This window comes from Bacteroides sp. ET71, assembly GCF_023336905.1.
In the GTDB taxonomy this organism is placed as follows: Bacteria; Bacteroidota; Bacteroidia; order Bacteroidales; family Bacteroidaceae; genus Bacteroides.
This window is the reverse complement of sequence record NZ_JAMBLS010000016.1, coordinates 1-17,961: the sequence shown is the minus strand read 5'-3', so window position 1 is coordinate 17,961 and position 17,961 is coordinate 1. Positions and strand designations below refer to the sequence as shown.

The following is a 17,961-nucleotide window of genomic DNA, read 5'->3' as shown; positions in this document are numbered from 1 at the left end:
TCCTCCGGGGAGGAGGGGAATTGAGTTACCTATCTTGCATCTAATGTGGAAATGCACCTTTTCATCCCGAAACAAACTCTTATTACCGATTGAGTTTCGGTCATGTTGTTGTGCTCACCCGATAACGGTGGAGAACAACACCCGGGACGACAGGAAAATGAATTTTAAACAGGATTAAAACAAGCTTTGAGGATTAAAATATTGGTTTTGACTTTGAAACTTCAAACCAATGAAGTAACTTTACGATGTATTTAGGTTTCTGCACCTATAATCATAGTTGTTGCAAATAAAAGAATCGCCATGACATATCCGGAAATACATACTTGTGCCGAGCTGACGGCTTTCATAGATGAGATTGGTTTCCTGCCATTACTGCGTATGGGCCTGACGGGCTGGTCGGCCGAAGAGGTGGTCGATGAAGATTGCCAGTATACACCGTTGCCGGATGGTGGCTGGGAGTGGCCGCTTTGGGAATGGAAAGGACCGGTCATCCGGGAAAGCGCTTGCGCTTATGGCAAATTCTTTATGGGAAAAGCCGGTTTTGTGTCCAAAGACTGGTGGCCTGATTTCTGCAACTGGCGCCGGTATCGCAATCCTTATCCCGCACCGGAGAGCATTGAGGAAGCCATTTTGTTGACATTGAAAGAGAACGAAAGCATCATAACGCGTGATTTACGTGCTTTGTGCGGGTTTACGGGAGCAAAGATGCGCAGCAAATTCGATGCTTTCCTTACGCGGTTGCAGATGGGTGGTTACGTCGTGACAGAAGACTTCGTTTATCCGCGTGACAAGCACGGACGGTCCTATGGCTGGGGATGGTCTTTGTTGACTACTCCTGAGCGCCTGTTGGGGCGAGAGAATTGCCATATCAACAGAAGTCCGGAAGAATCTTACGAACGGATAAAGAGACACCTTAGAAAAATATTGCCGGATGTCTCGGAGAAACAAATCAGCCGGTTGTTGGGATAAGCGCCATCAGGCATCTTCCTGGATGTGAAATCCGGCCTTCTGCAAATCTTTCCAGAAACAGGGATAAGATTTAGAAACAACTTCGGGCTTGTCGATGCAAAGGTCTGGAACGAGCAGGCAAGCCGGCGCAAAAGCCATTGCCATACGATGGTCTTCGTAAGTGGAGATGACAGGTGCCTGATGTGCGCGACAGCGTTCTCCATTCCAGGCAAGAGTGCTGTTTTCCTCGCAGGTGAGAGCATAGCCCAGTTTGCGCAGTTCGTTGATAAGCGCTGCCAGGCGGTCGGTTTCTTTGATTTTGAGGCTTTGCAGACCGGTGAAGCGAAAGGGAATATCCATCAGGCAACAAGTGACCACAAAAGTCTGTGCCAGGTCGGGGATGTCTATCAAATCGGCTTCCAGACGGGAAACGGGAGTGTCACCAGAACTGAGGATGATTCCCGTAGGGGTATACTGGGTCTTTACGCCAAGGCGGGCGAAAAGGGTGGCTCCACGGCTGTCACCTTGATAACTTTTCTCAAACAATCCCGGCAGTTCTATCTTTATCGTATCCTCTCTCCTGCCCTCTTTTCTATTCTTCACCCGGAAAAGCGCCATGATTTCGTACCAGTATGACGCGGCGCTCCAATCGCTTTCTACGGTATAAGATACATCTTGATATCCACCGGGATAGGCCGTGATGCAGTCTGCCGCTGTCCATTCAACCCTTGCGCCGAAATCGCGCATCAGTTGCAGGGTCAGTTCGATATAAGGGCGGGAGATGATGTGTCCCGTCAGCCGGAGCGTCAGTCCTTGCGGCAGCATCGGGCCAATCATCAGTAAGGCAGAGATGTATTGCGAACTGACATTGCCTGCCAGTGTCGCCTGGTTGCCTGTCAATCTTGTGCCTGTAATGCGCAAGGGTGGAAAACCTTCATTCCCGGCATATTCAATCCGCGCTCCGAGGCTGCGCAAAGCATCTACCAAGATACGGATGGGACGTTGCTGCATACGTTCTGTACCTGTCAACAGACAGCAGTTATCGGATGCCACACTCAGATAAGCGGTAAGAAAGCGCATGGCTGTACCTGCTGCCTGTATGTCAATAGTGCCTTGGGGAGTATTCAGGGCACGAATCATGACGCGCGTGTCGTCACAGTCGCTCAAGTTGGAAAGCTGTGACTTGCCTTGAGACAAGGCGTGAAGTATAAGCGCACGATTGCTGATGCTTTTAGAGGCGGGCAGGCCGATGGTGGCTTGCAGGGTATCGGGAGCAGAAAGTCGGTATTGCATGTTCAAGAGGGTTTAATGAATTATCCGGTTGCAAAAATAGGGATTCTTTGGCGACCTTGGTAACAATGTTTAGAAATAATAAGCAAAACATGGGCAGAGCAGTCGGGCAATCCTTGGTAATTTTGCCGCGAAAAAATGATAACGACATGTTCTGGTATTCCTTTTTCTGTTGCACGATGCGCAGTTGCACATATAGGTGCCAATCGATAGGTGGGAAACCAGAGATGGTTTTTACTTCAAAATAAAACGAAATGAAAAAAGAAAATTCAAAGTTTTTTTTGCTGCTTTTGTTGGGAATGTTGACAGCATTCGGCCCGTTTGTAACCGACATGTATTTGCCCAGTTTACCCTCGATGGGCGAATATTTCAGCGCCACTTCTTCGCAAGTGCAGTTAGGACTGACAACCAGCATGATTGGTTTGGCAGTGGGGCAGGTTTTGTTTGGCCCTTTGAGTGACCGTTACGGACGGCGCAAGCCGTTGATAGTGGCGATGTGGATGTTTCTGGCATCCACGTTGCTGTGTTTGTTTTCTCAAGACATTTTTCAGTTTGCGGCGTTTCGTCTGGTGCAAGGCATTGCCGGCGCGGGAGGCATAGTTATCTCTCGTTCGGTAGCAGCCGATAAGTTTACAGGTCGTGAATTGGCTAAGATGTTGGCCGTGATAGGTGCCATTAATGGAGTGGCCCCTGTGGCCGCACCCATTGTAGGAGGTGTGTTTACCAATCTTATTGGTTGGAAAGGCATTTTCTGCATTTTGTTGGGATTGGGCGTGATTCTGCTGGCGTGCAGTTATCGTTTTCGCGAGTCATTGCCGGCTGAGCGCTGCTCAATGGCCAGGTTTAGCGACATGTTCCATAGTTTTCGTATGGTATTGAGCGACCGTCAGTATATGGCGTATGTTTTGCAATTTGCTTTTGCCCAAGGAGTGTTGTTTGCTTATATCGCTTCTTCCCCTTTTATTATTCAGCAACACTATGGCTATTCTCCGTTGGTATTTAGCGTTTGTTTTGCCATCAATGCAATGGCCATCGGGGTGGCGGCTGCGTTGTCTGTCCGTTTCCATCGAGCCCTAAGCAGCACGTTGTCCGGTTGTGTGGCCATGCTTGTCCTGGCCTTGGCCGAATGTCTGGCCTTGATGCATGGATGCAGCTTCTGGGTGTACGAAGCGTTGTTGTTCGCCCTTTTGTTTGGCATGGGGCTGACTTTTACATCTACTACAGCCTTGGCTATGGAGTGCCAGCGGAGCAATGCTGGCATGGCTTCTGCATTGCTGGGTGCAATGGGGTTTGCTTTGGGAGGCATCGTTTCTCCTTTGGTCGGATTGGGTGATATTATGCATGCCACGGGGCTGACCTTTGTTGTCTGCTCGCTGGGGTCCCTGTCGTGCGCACTGATTGCTTTAGGGCGTCGCCGTGTACGTCTTTATTTTTCGTTCAGCACATCCCAAAAGCGCTGAGGCAAGCAGATGTTGGATACATCTACAGCCGGACGGAACAAAGGGGCAATGTCCCGCGGGGTAAATCCGGCAATGCCACACCCGATTTCAGTGACAAGAAATGTCAGTTCCGGGTGCATTTGGGCAAAGCGAATAAACTCGTCCACATAAGGACGGATGGCCTCCGGCCCGCCGTGCATGGTTGGGATGCCGTAGGTCTGCCCTTGCAGGCCTGCGCCTTGCCCCCACACGGCACCCCATTGGCGCCATGCTTGCAGGGCGGCGCCTCCACCGTGGGCACCTTCCAGGTTGCTGCCAAATACGAATATCTCACCCGGCTTGAGGGCGGTGATACAATCAGATGTGATTCGTTGTTTCATACGCTTGGTTTGGTTACTTCATTGAACGGTTGGTTAAACATTTAACGGTTTGCTGCCTTACGATGCGGCAGGTTGCCTCCTCTGGATGCGGCAGGTTGCCTCCTTAAGATGCGGCGGGTTGCCTCCTCAGGATGCGGCGGGTTGCCAAATATTGCTTTGGCGGGTTGCCAAGTCCGGCAGTATTTCCGAAGGACATTGGGCAATCGGTTCTATTTCATGCCGCGTGCCTTGTATATTTGTTCTTTGGCATTGTTGATTTCCTGGAATTTTTCCTCGGCAGCCCTCCTTACGTCTTCACCTAATGTGGCTACCCGGTCAGGATGGTGTTTCAAAGCCAGTCGGCGATAAGCTGCGCGTATCTCTTGATCTGTCGCTTCCGGTGTGACTTCCAGCACCTTATAAGCTTGCTCCAATGAGTTTCCACCTAAATTAAGCATCGATTCTGCTTCTTGGATGGAAAGTCCCATACAGACAGCCACTTCTTTGAGTGCCTCCACCTCCTCTTGGCTGATATGTCCGTCGCTTTTGGCAATTTCGGCTAAAAAGCTGAGCAGTTGCAAACGTTCTTCGTAAGACAGATTAGCAGCTATTTGTGCTCCACAGTCACGTATGGTATTGCGAAAAGCATTCGGATTATGCGCGTCCATGCGCTTGCGTTCTTCAAAGAGATTGAGCAATATCTGTTCTCCCTCGCGTACTGCCTGTTCGCCGAAATTCTGCCGGAGGAAACGGCGTACATATTCCATCTCGCTATGCATGATTCGCCCGTCGGCCCGAATGATATACGAAGCCATGACTAACATGGAAAAAAGAAAACTGTTGCGTCGTCCTGCATATGGATTGTCCTCTGTTTGCCCATACATGTCCGTGTTGCTTGCCGCAACGTTGCTATTATCAAAAAAAACGCCTAATGCGAATCCTGCTAATGCGCCTAAAGGGCCTCCTGCCATGAATCCAAGGATGCCTCCAATCCATTTTCCTGCTCCCATATAATTTACAGTTTTTAGTGATTAAAATATCAGGTTTTCATTTGGACAATGTGCCACAAAGATAGGTATTCTTTTGGATAGAGCAACACCCCGAAAAGGGAAAAATAGACATATATCTTTTTTAAGAAAGGACAGAAGCTGACCAACGACAAGTGGTACCCCCGCACATTCGGCTAATCCGACACCACCGAACGGACCGTGCCTCGGGCCAGGCGCGTCTCGATGCAATCGCCCGGCAGCAAGGACGAAGCATCGCGCACCACCCGGCCGTCTTTCAGTGTCAGGCTATAGCCTCGCTCCAACAGCTTACGGGGCGAGGCATCTTCCAGACGCTGCCCCAACAGCTCCAGCCGGTGGCGCTGGCGGGCCAGCATGGCTTCCGCCCCCTTCGCCAAATCCTTGCGCAGCATCAACAGCGACAGGCGCGTCTGCGAGACACAGCGGTAAGCCCCCGCCGGAACACGCCGCTTCAAGGTCTCCAGACGCGCCTGTTCCTTGCGCAAGACGGCCGACACCCCCTGCTGCAAGCGGGCAGCCAAGGCATAAAGCGCCTCTGCAGCCTGCTCCGCACAAGACACCAGATATTCGGCAGCAGCAGTGGGCGTCTTCACACGGACGTGCGCCACACTGTCCAGCACCGTATCGTCTCGCTCATGACCGATGCCCGTAATGATGGGCAGAGGGAACTGGGCACAGGCAGCCGCCAGCAAGTAGGTGTCGAAGCCCGACAAGTCGGAAGTAGCCCCTCCACCCCGTATGATGACCACCACGTCGAACTCATCCTGCCGGGCATGGATGGCGTCGAGCGCCGCCAGGATGCTGTCCTCTGTCTGCTCGCCCTGCATGACGGCCGCAAACAACTCGACGTGGAAATAATAGCCGTACGGATTGTGCCGCAACTGGTGGCAAAAGTCGCCGTAACCGGCAGCCGTGGGCGACGAAACGACCGCCACGCGCTGGGGCAACACAGGCATGGGCAACTCTTTGTTCAGAGTCAGCACCCCCTCGTCTGCCAACTGCTTCAGGATGGCACGCCTGCGCTGCGCCAGGTCGCCCAACGTATAGGCCGGGTCGATGTCATACACCACCAGGCTGAATCCATATAACTCATGAAAAGCGACCGCGACCCTGACCAACACCTTGATGCCCGGAGCCCAGGCCTGCCCGGTCTCCTCCTCAAAGTAAGGACGCAGCACCTGGTAGACATTGCTCCATATCACGCCACGGGCCTTGGCCAGCAAGGCATTGCCCTGGGGGGATTTCTGCACGAACTCCACATAGCAGTGGCCTGCGGCATTGACACGCACCTCGGCCAGCTCGGCCTGCACCCAGTACGAGCCACTCACCCCCTCCTCTACGGCCCGGCGCACCAAGCCATTCAGTTCGTATAACGACAAGGCTTCCATAAGACACACAACGCCTCAGCGGGCAGAACGACAGGACACGTATGCCTGCCACAAATCAGGAATCCCATAACCATAGACATTGTCCGGATACGCAGCCCGGTCGCCCGAACGGCGTACCAGCTCCAGCAGCTCCTTGGCCGTAAGCTCCGGACAGGCCTGCCACAGACAGGCCACCATGCCACACATGATGGGCGCGGCAAACGACGTGCCATTGGCCGTCCCCTGGTTGCCATTCGTGCGCATGACGTCCGCCTCCAGCCCCACGGCCACCACATCCGGCTTGACACGCCCGTCGGCCGTATGGCCCACGGACGAGAAAGGTGCCAGCACCCCCTGCCTGTCCACGGCACCCACCGTCAGGACATGCTCCGCATCGGCGGGAGTGGTGATTTTCTTCCACGGCTCCATGCCGCAGTTGCCGGCACTGCACACCAGCACCATGCCCTTGTCGGCCATGTGCGACGCCTGCCGGGACATCAGGGCGCGGCGGCCGTCCAAATCGCGCAGGCGGTAGCTCTGCGACGGGTCGTCGTACTCATAATATCCCAGCGAAGTGTTCACCACATCCACGCCCACACTGTCGGCAAACTCGACCGCTGCCGCCCAATAGTCTTCTTCCACCGGTTGCTCGCTGCGTTCGTCTTCGCTGCGCAACAGCCAATAAGCCGCCTCCGGGGCCGTACCCGTCATCACTTCCGGCCGATTCATGGCCATGCACGACAACACCATCATGCCATGACTACCTTTGGCATAGACATCCGAGCCCGGCTCTACGAAGTCACGCGTCCCCAGCACACGGATGTTGCGCATGGCCTTCATGCGGTCGGCATTGTGGAACCCGGCGTCGATGACGGCAATCGTCATCCCCTTTCCCCGGAATCCGGCCTCGTGCAACTTATGGCCGCCACTCAAGGCAATCTGCCTGAAGGCCATGCCATACACACTGTCGGGATGCACAGTCGGACAATCTGACAACGAGTCACGCCCGGCCGCCTTCACCTCCCAATAGGCAGGCGTCCTCTTCCACACCCGCTCTACCGAACGGACAAACGGCAACGAAGCGATGCGGGCTACCTGGGCCGAATCACTGCACGACACGGTCACGAAGTTTTCCCATTTCCCCTTGACCACCACCTTGACGCCCTGTCGGCAGATAGCATCCACATACGCCTGACACACCGGCAAGTCCGTAGAATCGACAGGCAAATGCTGCCTCTTCCTGCGCTCGATAGCCTTGCGGGAGAGGAAATCTCCCGGACGGTCCAATGAATACTCCGTAGCCGCCTTGTCTTTCAGGCAAACGCGGTACCTTAACGAATCTCCTTCCGCCCATGCACCGGCCAGTGGCCAAAGCAGGACCAGACACCAAACGAGTTTCTTCACAAACATGGTTCTATCCCTTATTTCGATTGTTCCACATACATCCCGATGCCCCGCTGGGAAGCGATAAAAGCCCCTCCCACAAGACGGTCTCCCAGATAGAACACGGCAGACTGTCCCGGTGCGACGGCCGAAGCCTCCTCGCGGAAGTGCACCAACAGGCGGCCGTCGTCCAGACGGTTCACCTCGCAGGGAAGCGGCTTCCCCCGGTAACGGATACGCACACACACGTCCGGGTTGCCCAGCACTTCACTTTCATCCACCAGCAAATCGCGCTCAGCCAGCATCCACTCCGTCTTCAACTGCCCGGCATCGCCCAGCATCACCGTGTTCTTCTCCGGATTGATTTTCAACACATATGCCGGCTTGCCCAAAGCAATCTCCAAGCCCTTGCGCTGCCCGATGGTGTAATAAGGAAAGCCCTTGTGCTGGCCCAGCTTTACGCCTTCTGCATTGACAAACCATCCCGGGCCCACCTCCTTATCTATCTCCGGACAATGCTCGCGCAAGAAGTCGCGGTAATCGCCTTTGATGAAGCATACCTCCATGCTCTCACCGTCTTCCGCCTTCACGGCATACCCCTTGGCACGCAAATAATCGCGCACCCGGGGCTTGGTATAAGTCCCCAACGGAAAGATGCAACGGCGCAGCACCTCTTGCCCCAGCCTCCACAAGAAGTAAGACTGGTCTTTCTTCTCGTCATCGCCCACGCAGACATAGACATGCCCGTTCCGCTCTGTCAGACGGATGTAATGCCCGGTCGCCATGTGCGCACACCCCAGCTTGTCCGCCCATTCTTCCAACAGGCGGAACTTGAACAAAGGATTGCACATCACGCATGGATTGGGTGTGCGCCCCGCACGGTATTCATCCATAAAATAGCGCACGATGGTATCGCGGAACCCCTCACGCACATCGGCCACGTAATGCTCCACCCCCATCTCACGGGCCAAAGCCGCGGCCTCCGCCGGTTCATCTCCCCAAACCCACATGGTCACTCCGATGACCTCATAACCTTGTTCCTGCAACATCAGACAAGTGGCGGTACTGTCGATACCGCCACTCATACCTACCAATACACGTTTGTTCTTTCCTATTCCGTTCCACATTATAATATGTCAACTAAAAACACAGTTTGTAAATGTCCGTATAAGAAACATTCTCTAAATGGGGCACGAATTCTGCCGAAAGCAAGACCGAAATGGTCTTTGCACGAAAATAATCTTCAGACATGTATATGAATCCATCATAAGCACCATTCTCCCCATAAGAGTTTTTCAACAGATAATAAAAATCACCCGCTTCATCATGAGCAGTACCTACAATATGCATCATATGATCATCCGTTGTCGTAAAATCTTCGAAGCCTTTTTGTCTGGAATCTTGTGTCACAGGACTATATGGCCAAACAGCCACTCCATACCGATTACTAAACGTCTTTTCGCTCACATCACCATGCCATACCACTGTATGTCCCTGTCGCAGAGATTTGCGCACCGTCTGCTCCAATTCATCCAACGGAAGATTAAGATAACGGGCATGTTCCCAATTATCAGGAACTTCCAACACAAATGGTTCATAATAAGGATGATGTGAGACGCTAGCTAACTGTACATAACCTTCCGGATTCAAATGCAACGAATCAGCAAAAGACAGCGGAGTATATCGCACCCCTTTGTAGACAAAGCTTTCCGGTACAGGCCCCATCTCTCTATCCAACAATGCAACCGCACGTTTACGATAGATTTGGAAGTTCTTTTCCTTTACCGCTTTTTCTGCCAATTGCTTGAGTCTCTCCAAAAGATTACGATGATCGAATCCACGCTTACCTCTCACTTGTCCCCGATATGCCTCCCAAGGCACAATGCCATTTTCTTTCAGCACACGCAAGAACGAATGTCCCAAACCTCCGTTTCTGATTTCCTCACGACCTCGAGAATAACAGTAAGCATCAAACTGATTTAAATATTTCTGCCGGACAACAAACATAACCGACAAACGTACCGTGTCATCCCGTACGGCCAATAAATCTGATTCCAGCAACGAAGCGGTAGCATATGCCCAACAAGTAGAAGTCCAACCTTGATTCAACACAGAAGTGCAGGGCAATATTGTATCATTCTCAAAATTATATGCCATAGGAGGTATCTTGCTATCCGCACAAGCACAGCACACACACAACAACAGCCCTACCTGCAACTTATCCCACAAATAACGCCTCATGACAAATCAGCCCTTCATTCCTTTGGTTTCTTATTCTCTTGAGTATCGTTCTGCAAATCCTCACCCCAGTGCACACGTGCTTCACGCTCCTCGCGCTCACGCACCTCCTTGGCCTTGCGGGCATAGACAATGATGCGCAACGACTGGTCGTAAGTGAAATAATTGTACATCCAGTTCAACAAGACATTGACCCGGTTGCGCACGCCCAAAATGGAGCGCAAGTGCACCACCAGCCACAACACCCAGGCAATCCAGCCCTGCGTCTTGACCTTCTTGAACTCTGCCACAGCCCTGTTGCGCCCGACAGTGGCCATCGACCCGAGGTTCTTATAATGGAAAGGCTTCAAAGCTTTCTTCTTCTCCATCCGCTTCAAGTTCTCGGCCAGGAGCTTGCCTTGCTGAATGGCTACCTGTGCCAACTGAGGATGCCCGTTGGGATAATCCTTGTCGGCCGTCATGATACACTGGTCGCCGATGGCAAACACATCCTTCAGGCCTTCCACACGGTTGTAGGCATCCACTTTCAAGCGGCCTCCGCGCCCTAAACATTCAGAAGGTATATTACCGATGGAGACGGCTTTCACGCCACTTACCCAAATAAAGGTACGCGTAGGAATCTCCATGCCGTCTTCGAAAATCACCTTATGATCACGATAATCCGTCACTTTCTTGTGGAGGCAGACATTCACGCCCATATTGCGCAAGAACTGCTCGGCGGCGGCAGACGATTCGGGCGACATACCGCCCAGCAGACGTCCGGCAGCCTCTATCAAGAATATGTTCAACTGGCTGCTATCCATGTCCGGATAATCGGCCGGCAGCACATATCTCTTCATCTCGGACAGCACACCGGCAATTTCCACCCCCGTGGCACCGCCACCCACAATCACGATGTTCTGCAATTCATTACGCTCCTGTTCGGTAGCACAAGTAATGCTACGCTCCAAGTTGCTCAACAAAGCATTGCGCAGCCCCATGGCTTCCGGCAAAGTCTTCATAGGCATGGCCTCTTCCTCCAGGTGTTTGTTCCCAAAGAAATTGGTAGTGGTACCGGCAGCAAAAACCAAGTAATCATACTCCACCTTGCCAATGGACGTTTGCAGAATCTTACGGTCTGGGAATATGCAACGGGCTTCGGCCATTCTAAAGTAGAAATTCTTGCGCTTCCGGAAAAGTTTCCGGAAAGGGAATGAAATAGAGCTTGGTTCGATGCCCGAAGAAGCCACCTGGTAAATCATCGGAGGAAACTGATGGAAATTATTCTTGTCCACCAGCACCACCTGCATGCCCGACTTACGAAGTGCATTGGCCAACTTCAAACCGCCAAAACCTCCACCTACTATTACAACTCGCTTAGCATTTGTCTTTGCAATATTAAAACTCATACGCTTCTTGTAGATTATAAGTTCTTGAAACAGCCGCAAAAGTACAAAAAAAAGTGAAACAGGACACAGGGAACGGGAAGTTTCTTTCACACAGGACCATCGCCAGCCGACAGTCTGAAACACTTGTAACATAAATGAAACATATATGACATAATTACATAACAACTATTTCGGATTTTTGCAATCCAAAATAACCCTATCATAACCAACAATGAGAAAAAACATTTGCATGTTGCTTTTGTCCATGCTCCCTTTGGCCGGCCATGCCCAAACCAACACAGCCAACGAGGACGGGAAAGTGATTGACAAAGAAAAGCTGGAACAAGAAGACTACAAGCCAGAAATCCACGGGACTATCCGGGCCAAATACGAATATCAGACAAGCATGGGCGCCGGACGCTTCGAAGTGCGCACCGCGCGCGTCAGCATCACGGGCAATGTCTTGCCCAAAGTAGCCTATAAGGCAGAAATCGACCTGTCCGACGAAGGGCAAATCAAGATGCTAGACGCATACGCCCGCCTCTTCCCCCTGAAAGACTTCACCGTCACCGCCGGACAGATGCGCGTCCCCTTCACAATCGACGCCCACCGCTCGCCCCACGAACAATACTTTGCCAACCGCTCGTTCATTGCCAAACAAGTGGGCAACGTGCGCGACGTAGGACTGACACTGGGATACACCTTCCCCACAGCCATGCCCATCATCCTGGAAGGAGGACTCTACAACGGTTCCGGCCTGACCAACCAAAAAGTATGGCACAAAGACGTGAACTATTCCGCCAAGGCACAACTCTTTCCCGCCGACGGCTTCAACCTGACACTGAGCGTGCAAGGCATCCAACCGGAAGACGTATGGATGCACTCTTACGACATTGGTGCCTATTACGAAACAGAACGTTTCCACATCGAAGCCGAATATCTCTACAAGCAGTATTCCCACAACGCTTTCGACGACGTGCACTCCGTTGACGCTTTTGTCAACTACGACCTGCCCTTGCGCAAGGTATTCAACAAAATGTCATTCCTGGCCCGCTACGACATGATGACCGACCACAGCGACGGCGAAACCCGCGACGAAAACACCGGGGCACTGAGCATCACCGACTACAAGCGCCACCGTCTGACAGCCGGCATTACCTTCAGCCTCAGCAAAGCTTTCCGCACCGACCTGCGCCTCAACTTCGAGAAATACTTCTACCCCGAAGGCAGCATCGCCAAAGAATCGGAACAAGACAAAATCGTGCTCGAACTGATGGTACGTTTCTGAGGTCTCCGACCCCTGCCCTGCCCCTCCGTATTCGCACCATTGCCCTACCAAAGTCGTACCTCCTCCCTACCTTCTCCCTACCTCGTCCCTGTGTATGGACAAGGACGAGGTAGGGAGGAAATAGGAAAAAGAAACGAAAAAGACAGGAGCCCATTTGCTTTTCTCGCCCCAAATGTTTATATTTGGGAATCGAAGAAGAAGCAATAGCATGGCAAATCCATTACTTCCCGGCCTGGCCTGGCACGAACAAGAGAAATTGTACACCCGGTTGCGGCAGTACAATGAAGGGCGCCCTTCCTACAAAGAAACAGGTGCATATCTGGTCGTGCTGCCCCGTCCCGGACATTCCAACTACACGTTGTGGATTTACTCCCCGCTGCCCGGACGCCAAAGCATCTTCTACCTGCACGAACTGGCTCCCGATGCCGAAGAGTCTCTGCGCATGGCCAGCAGTTGGTGCTACTACTCCTCGCGCCGACTTCTGGTGGTGGAATATAACGCCAAACACATGCAAAGCCGGGGCGACGACTTGGTGTCCTTCGGCAAATACCGTGGGCACTTTTTGCATGAAGTCCTGGCCGTAGACCCAGCCTATGTGGCATGGATAGCCTTCAAATTCACACCGCGCATACCTAAGCAAGAACGTTTCGTGGCGATTGCAAGGATTTACCATTCGGTACACCTGGACTTTCAACAACAGCGTAACCGTCAGGGGATACAAGGACATTTCTTAGGGAAAGAAGGAGAAAGCGTAAAAGACCTCACACTGACAATCACCAAAGTATGTACAGAAGATGACCCCTACCGGACGCAAGTGCAAGGCAACACCCCCTGCTTCTACGTGCGGCAGGTGTTATGGCTGAAAGACGCAGCCGGCAACTGCGCCACCTTCCGTGTGGCAGCACATACCCCCAGCCACGAATCGGGCGTACTGCCCGCACTCGAACATCCATTCAGACCGGGAGAAATCGTACAAGTAAAATCCGCACGCATCAGCCGTACCTATATAACGAAAAATGTACGCTGGACACGGCTCACATACGTAAAGTTTCAGAGGAACAGATTGGTTTAGAAATATTAATCTTCTGTAAGCGAGCCCTAAAACCATTTTCCCTTTTCAATATTAATATGTATATTTGCCCCCGATAAGCAGAAAGAAGGTTCAAGCGGGTTATTAACAAAACAGGCGACTTTTCAACTGTTTTCGCAATCTTTCTCCTTTTCAGTAGGTGCAATGAGAAATTATCGCTTATTTCGCCGTCAGATAAATATATAGAGATTATGGGAAAAATTATCGCAATGGCAAACCAGAAGGGCGGCGTGGGAAAAACGACGACGACCATCAACCTTGCCGCTTCACTTGCCACACTCGAAAAAAAAGTGCTTGTTGTCGACGCTGACCCACAGGCCAATGCCTCGTCGGGTCTGGGAGTGGACATCAAGCAGGCAGATTGCACCATCTACGAATGCCTCATTAATCGCACTGACGTACGAAAAGCTATCCATGACACCGAGATAGACACGCTGAAAGTCATCTCATCGCACATTAACCTGGTGGGGGCAGAAATTGAAATGCTGAACCTGCCCAACCGAGAAAAGATTCTGAAAGAAGTGCTTGCACCGCTGAAAGATGATTTCGACTACATCCTGATAGACTGTTCACCTTCGTTGGGATTGATTACGGTCAATGCGCTCACAGCCGCAGACTCGGTCATTATCCCCGTACAAGCCGAATATTTCGCACTGGAAGGCATCAGCAAACTGCTGAATACCATAAAAATCATCAAGTCGAAACTGAACCCGGCCCTTGAAATAGAAGGCTTCCTGCTGACCATGTACGACTCTCGCTTGCGCCAGGCCAACCAGATATATGAGGAAGTGAAACGGCACTTTCAGGAATTGGTTTTCAAGACGGTCATACAACGTAATGTCAAACTCAGTGAAGCCCCCAGTTTCGGCCTGCCCACTATCTTGTATGATGCCGATTCGACAGGCGCTAAAAATCACATGGCACTGGCCAAAGAATTAATAAGCAGAAACCAAGAAAAGCCTCTTTAATAAACTATGGTACAACGAAGAAATGCTTTGGGACGCGGACTGGACGCCCTCTTCTCGATGGACGAGGTACAGGCGGAAGGGTCTTCGTCCATCAATGAAATAGAACTGGACAAGATTTCCATCAATCCCAACCAACCTCGCCGGGATTTTGATCCTACAGCCTTGCAAGAGTTGGCAGACTCGATAGCGGAAATCGGTATCATACAGCCCATTACCTTAAGAAAGATGGGAGACGATGAGTACCAGATTATTGCCGGCGAACGAAGATTCCGAGCCTCTCAACTGGCGGGATTGAAAACGATACCGGCCTACATCCGCACGGCTGACGACGAGAATGTGATGGAAATGGCCCTCATCGAAAACATACAGCGTGAAGACCTGAACTCTGTCGAAATCGCCTTGGCCTATCAGCACCTGATTGACCAATATGGACTAACGCAAGAACGACTCAGCGAGCGCGTGGGCAAAAAGCGTACCACGATAGCCAACTATCTGCGCCTGCTGAAACTGCCCGCCCCCATACAGATAGGTCTGCAGAACAAGCAGATAGACATGGGGCATGCACGGGCATTACTGACGCTGGACGACCCGAAACTTCAGGTGAAAGTATATGAGGAAATCGTACAACACAATTATTCGGTACGGAAAGTCGAGGAAATAGTAAAGTCTCTGAGCGAAGGTGAAGCAGTCAAAAGCGGCGGGCGTAAACTCTCCCCCAAGCAGAGTAAGCTTCCCGAAGAATTTAATATGCTGAAACAACAATTATCAGGCTTCTTCCAGGCTAAAGTACAACTGACTTGTTCGGATAAAGGAAAAGGAAAAATCAGCATCCCATTCAATAACGAAGAAGAGTTAGAAAGGATTATAGGCATCTTCGACACGCTGAAAAACAGATGATAAAAAACAAACATACATATCGCCTTGCAATAGCCCTGCTGCTTTGCCTTGTACAAGCGGCAGGGATTGTAGCATATGGACAAACACGTCCGAGAGCCGCTCAGAAGAGAGCGCACCAGTTGACCACAGATACCCTTCAACCACCTGTCCATATTCAACACAGGGACACTTTACGCCCGGCAGCCATTCGCTCTTTAACCGATTCGGCCTTGGTTGTTCCGGCAGACAGCCTGGCCATAGCAGACAGCATTGCCGCGGAGAACAAAAAGAAGATGATGGAATTAACCGCCTCTCCCCAAATAAAAGAGCCACAGGCTTCTACGGACAGCCTAAGCAAGGAGATGAAACGGAAATTGTGGGTTCCCAATCCTGTGCGTGCCACGTGGCTGGCACTTGTCATCCCGGGCGGAGGACAGATTTATAACCGGAAATATTGGAAATTGCCTATTTTCTACGGAGGTTTCGCCGGATGTGCCTATGCACTGACGTGGAACGGAAAGATGTATCGTGATTATTTCAACGCTTACCGCGATGCGGCCAACGGCAACTGGAGCTCGACGAACATCACAGATTTGATTCCTCCTTCTTACATGAACCAAGTGTCACAGGAACGTCTGATCGACTTGTTGCGCCGAAGGAAAGATACTTACCGGCGATACCGCGACCTGAGTATTTTTGCCTTTGTGGCAGTTTACCTGCTGTCTGTGGTTGACGCATATGTAGATGCCGAACTATCCAACTTCGACATTACCCCGGACCTGAGCATGAAAGTAGAGCCGACCGTCATAGACACGCAAATCAACCACTCTACCAACAAATCAGTAGGATTGCAATGCAGTTTCCGCTTCTAAAAAGTATACAAATATAAGAACAGATAACAACCATGCATATAAAAACCAGCTTAATTGCCACATCGTTGTGGATGGGCAGCCTGTTGGCCGCCTTTCCGGCGCAGGCACAAGAGAGCGTGAATGTAGTCATCAACGAAAACGGCACGGAACATACAGAGACCATCGATTTGCCTATCAGCATGACTTATCCGCTGGACAGTCTGCTCAACGACTGGAAAGCCAAGACATATATCGATTTAAGCAAAGATTGCAGCACATCTACCATCAACCCCACATTCAGTGATTCCATCTACATCGACCGCCTCTCACGCATGCCGGTCATTATGGAAATGCCTTATAACGATATTGTACGCAAATTCATAGATACATATACCATCCGCTTACGCAACCAGGTATCTTTCATGCTAAGCGCCTGCAATTTCTACATGCCAATCTTCGAGGAAGCACTTGACGCCTACAACTTACCTCTCGAACTAAAATACCTGCCCATCATAGAATCAGCCCTGAACCCCTCTGCCGTATCACGCGCGGGAGCTACCGGCTTATGGCAGTTCATGCTAACCACAGGCAAATTATATGGCTTGGAGAGCAATAGTTTAGTGGACGAACGGCGTGACCCGATCAAAGCCACTTGGGCTGCCGCCCGCTATCTGAAAGACATGTATAACATATACAAAGACTGGAACCTGGTCATTGCCGCCTATAATTGCGGTCCCGGCAATGTCAACAAAGCCATACGACGTGCAGGCGGAAAAACAGATTATTGGGCTATTTATAACTATTTGCCAAGAGAAACCCGGGGCTATGTACCGGCCTTCATAGCGGCCAATTATGTCATGACCTATTACTGCAAACATAATATCTGCCCCATGGAAACCAACATACCTCAAGCGACAGATACAGTACAAGTGAGCCGGAATCTGCATTTTGAACAAATAGCAGATATTTGCCACATTCCTTTGGAAGAAATCAAAAGCTTGAACCCTCAATATAAACGCAACATCGTGCCGGGAAATAGCAAGCCTTATACACTAAGACTACCTACCGAGGCTATCAGTTCTTTCATAGATAACCAAGACACAATCTATAACCATCGCAGTACAGAATTGTTCAAGAACCGACGCACCGTTGCATCTGTGGGCACCCGGAGCAAAGCAACAGCCGGAGATGGCGAACTGACTTACTATAAAATCAAACAAGGAGATACTTTAGGAACCATCGCCAGAAAATTTGGTGTATCTGTACGACAGCTACGCAGTTGGAATGGATTACGTAACAATAACATACGAGCTGGACGCCGCTTAAAAATATACAAATAGCCTAACCGGAAGCTGCATTGATGAAAAAAGGAGCACAAAATGTAGCAAAAAATCCAGAAATCCTTTGCAGGAATAAAAAAAAGAACTACCTTTGCAGCCGAAAACAAAAGACAACTCCTTGATAGGAAA

The 17,961-nt window shown here is 51.1% G+C and carries 16 protein-coding genes; 8 read left to right on the top strand and 8 right to left on the bottom strand.

Annotated features, from left to right (window positions below):
* Positions 1 to 300 precede the first annotated feature (300 nt).
* Positions 301 to 969: a hypothetical protein gene (locus M3090_RS09585; protein WP_249055631.1), complete on the top strand. Its 669-nt coding sequence runs from the start codon at positions 301 to 303 to the stop codon at positions 967 to 969.
* 6 nt (positions 970 to 975) lie between these two features.
* On the opposite strand, the gene M3090_RS09580 is transcribed toward M3090_RS09585, so the two are convergent.
* Positions 976 to 2,241 carry a 3-phosphoshikimate 1-carboxyvinyltransferase gene (locus M3090_RS09580; protein ID WP_249055629.1) on the bottom strand — a complete coding sequence of 422 codons (1,266 nt, stop codon included), beginning with the start codon at positions 2,239 to 2,241 and terminating at the stop codon, positions 976 to 978.
* Positions 2,242 to 2,492: 251 nt separating this feature from the next.
* Here M3090_RS09580 and M3090_RS09575 point away from each other — a divergent pair, with 251 nt between their 5' ends.
* Positions 2,493 to 3,698 (top strand): multidrug effflux MFS transporter, encoded by a 1,206-nt coding sequence (locus tag M3090_RS09575; RefSeq protein WP_249055628.1) that lies wholly within the window; start codon positions 2,493 to 2,495, stop codon positions 3,696 to 3,698.
* Here M3090_RS09575 and M3090_RS09570 read toward each other — a convergent pair.
* The 7 genes from M3090_RS09570 to M3090_RS09540 form a co-directional block, all read right to left on the bottom strand.
* Positions 3,665 to 4,057 carry a hypothetical protein gene (locus M3090_RS09570; RefSeq protein ID WP_249055625.1) on the bottom strand — a complete coding sequence of 131 codons (393 nt, stop codon included), beginning with the start codon at positions 4,055 to 4,057 and terminating at the stop codon, positions 3,665 to 3,667. The genes M3090_RS09575 and M3090_RS09570 overlap by 34 nt on opposite strands.
* 209 nt (positions 4,058 to 4,266) lie before the next feature.
* On the bottom strand, positions 4,267 to 5,046 hold the full coding sequence (locus tag M3090_RS09565) for a DnaJ domain-containing protein (RefSeq protein ID WP_249055623.1): 780 nt from the start codon (positions 5,044 to 5,046) through the stop codon (positions 4,267 to 4,269).
* Between the two features lie 173 nt (positions 5,047 to 5,219).
* The gene (gene xseA / locus M3090_RS09560) at positions 5,220 to 6,452 is read right to left on the bottom strand and encodes an exodeoxyribonuclease VII large subunit (protein ID WP_249055622.1); all 1,233 of its coding nucleotides are present in this window, start codon (positions 6,450 to 6,452) and stop codon (positions 5,220 to 5,222) included.
* Between the two features lie 15 nt (positions 6,453 to 6,467).
* The gene (locus tag M3090_RS09555; protein ID WP_249055619.1) at positions 6,468 to 7,835 is read right to left on the bottom strand and encodes a S8 family peptidase; all 1,368 of its coding nucleotides are present in this window, start codon (positions 7,833 to 7,835) and stop codon (positions 6,468 to 6,470) included.
* A gap of 17 nt (positions 7,836 to 7,852) precedes the next feature.
* Positions 7,853 to 8,941, bottom strand: coding sequence for a tRNA 2-thiouridine(34) synthase MnmA (gene mnmA / locus M3090_RS09550; protein WP_249055617.1), 1,089 nt, complete (start codon positions 8,939 to 8,941; stop codon positions 7,853 to 7,855).
* A 13-nt stretch (positions 8,942 to 8,954) separates the two neighbouring features.
* Positions 8,955 to 9,971 (bottom strand): C1 family peptidase, encoded by a 1,017-nt coding sequence (locus tag M3090_RS09545; protein WP_249055616.1) that lies wholly within the window; start codon positions 9,969 to 9,971, stop codon positions 8,955 to 8,957.
* A gap of 98 nt (positions 9,972 to 10,069) precedes the next feature.
* Entirely contained in the window at positions 10,070 to 11,440 is a 1,371-nt protein-coding gene (locus M3090_RS09540) for an NAD(P)/FAD-dependent oxidoreductase (protein WP_249055613.1), read from the bottom strand.
* 229 nt (positions 11,441 to 11,669) lie between these two features.
* Here M3090_RS09540 and M3090_RS09535 point away from each other — a divergent pair, with 229 nt between their 5' ends.
* From M3090_RS09535 to M3090_RS09510, 6 genes are all read left to right on the top strand, one after another.
* Positions 11,670 to 12,707, top strand: coding sequence for a porin (locus tag M3090_RS09535; protein WP_249055712.1), 1,038 nt, complete (start codon positions 11,670 to 11,672; stop codon positions 12,705 to 12,707).
* 208 nt (positions 12,708 to 12,915) lie between these two features.
* Complete coding sequence (locus tag M3090_RS09530; protein WP_249055611.1) at positions 12,916 to 13,779, top strand: hypothetical protein; 864 nt, start codon at positions 12,916 to 12,918, stop codon at positions 13,777 to 13,779.
* 209 nt (positions 13,780 to 13,988) lie between these two features.
* Positions 13,989 to 14,765 carry a ParA family protein gene (locus tag M3090_RS09525; RefSeq protein ID WP_249055608.1) on the top strand — a complete coding sequence of 259 codons (777 nt, stop codon included), beginning with the start codon at positions 13,989 to 13,991 and terminating at the stop codon, positions 14,763 to 14,765.
* Between the two features lie 6 nt (positions 14,766 to 14,771).
* Entirely contained in the window at positions 14,772 to 15,662 is an 891-nt protein-coding gene (locus M3090_RS09520; protein WP_249055607.1) for a ParB/RepB/Spo0J family partition protein, read from the top strand.
* Positions 15,659 to 16,513, top strand: coding sequence for a DUF5683 domain-containing protein (locus tag M3090_RS09515; protein WP_249055605.1), 855 nt, complete (start codon positions 15,659 to 15,661; stop codon positions 16,511 to 16,513). The genes M3090_RS09520 and M3090_RS09515 overlap by 4 nt, the downstream gene beginning before the upstream one ends.
* Before the next feature lie 71 nt (positions 16,514 to 16,584).
* Positions 16,585 to 17,832 carry a lytic transglycosylase domain-containing protein gene (locus tag M3090_RS09510; RefSeq protein WP_249055710.1) on the top strand — a complete coding sequence of 416 codons (1,248 nt, stop codon included), beginning with the start codon at positions 16,585 to 16,587 and terminating at the stop codon, positions 17,830 to 17,832.
* Positions 17,833 to 17,961 lie beyond the last annotated feature (129 nt).

Bases quoted from the DNA above. Each gene is read 5' to 3' on its own strand.
- M3090_RS09585 (WP_249055631.1), top strand. From the start codon at position 301: ATGACATATCCGGAAATACATACTTGTGCCGAGCTGACGGCTTTCATA.
- M3090_RS09580 (WP_249055629.1), bottom strand. From the start codon at position 2,241: ATGCAATACCGACTTTCTGCTCCCGATACCCTGCAAGCCACCATCGGC.
- M3090_RS09575 (WP_249055628.1), top strand. From the start codon at position 2,493: ATGAAAAAAGAAAATTCAAAGTTTTTTTTGCTGCTTTTGTTGGGAATG.
- M3090_RS09570 (WP_249055625.1), bottom strand. From the start codon at position 4,057: ATGAAACAACGAATCACATCTGATTGTATCACCGCCCTCAAGCCGGGT.
- M3090_RS09565 (WP_249055623.1), bottom strand. From the start codon at position 5,046: ATGGGAGCAGGAAAATGGATTGGAGGCATCCTTGGATTCATGGCAGGA.
- xseA (WP_249055622.1), bottom strand. From the start codon at position 6,452: ATGGAAGCCTTGTCGTTATACGAACTGAATGGCTTGGTGCGCCGGGCC.
- mnmA (WP_249055617.1), bottom strand. From the start codon at position 8,941: ATGTGGAACGGAATAGGAAAGAACAAACGTGTATTGGTAGGTATGAGT.
- M3090_RS09545 (WP_249055616.1), bottom strand. From the start codon at position 9,971: ATGGCATATAATTTTGAGAATGATACAATATTGCCCTGCACTTCTGTG.
- M3090_RS09540 (WP_249055613.1), bottom strand. From the start codon at position 11,440: ATGAGTTTTAATATTGCAAAGACAAATGCTAAGCGAGTTGTAATAGTA.
- M3090_RS09535 (WP_249055712.1), top strand. From the start codon at position 11,670: ATGTTGCTTTTGTCCATGCTCCCTTTGGCCGGCCATGCCCAAACCAAC.
- M3090_RS09530 (WP_249055611.1), top strand. From the start codon at position 12,916: ATGGCAAATCCATTACTTCCCGGCCTGGCCTGGCACGAACAAGAGAAA.
- M3090_RS09525 (WP_249055608.1), top strand. From the start codon at position 13,989: ATGGGAAAAATTATCGCAATGGCAAACCAGAAGGGCGGCGTGGGAAAA.
- M3090_RS09520 (WP_249055607.1), top strand. From the start codon at position 14,772: ATGGTACAACGAAGAAATGCTTTGGGACGCGGACTGGACGCCCTCTTC.
- M3090_RS09515 (WP_249055605.1), top strand. From the start codon at position 15,659: ATGATAAAAAACAAACATACATATCGCCTTGCAATAGCCCTGCTGCTT.
- M3090_RS09510 (WP_249055710.1), top strand. From the start codon at position 16,585: ATGGGCAGCCTGTTGGCCGCCTTTCCGGCGCAGGCACAAGAGAGCGTG.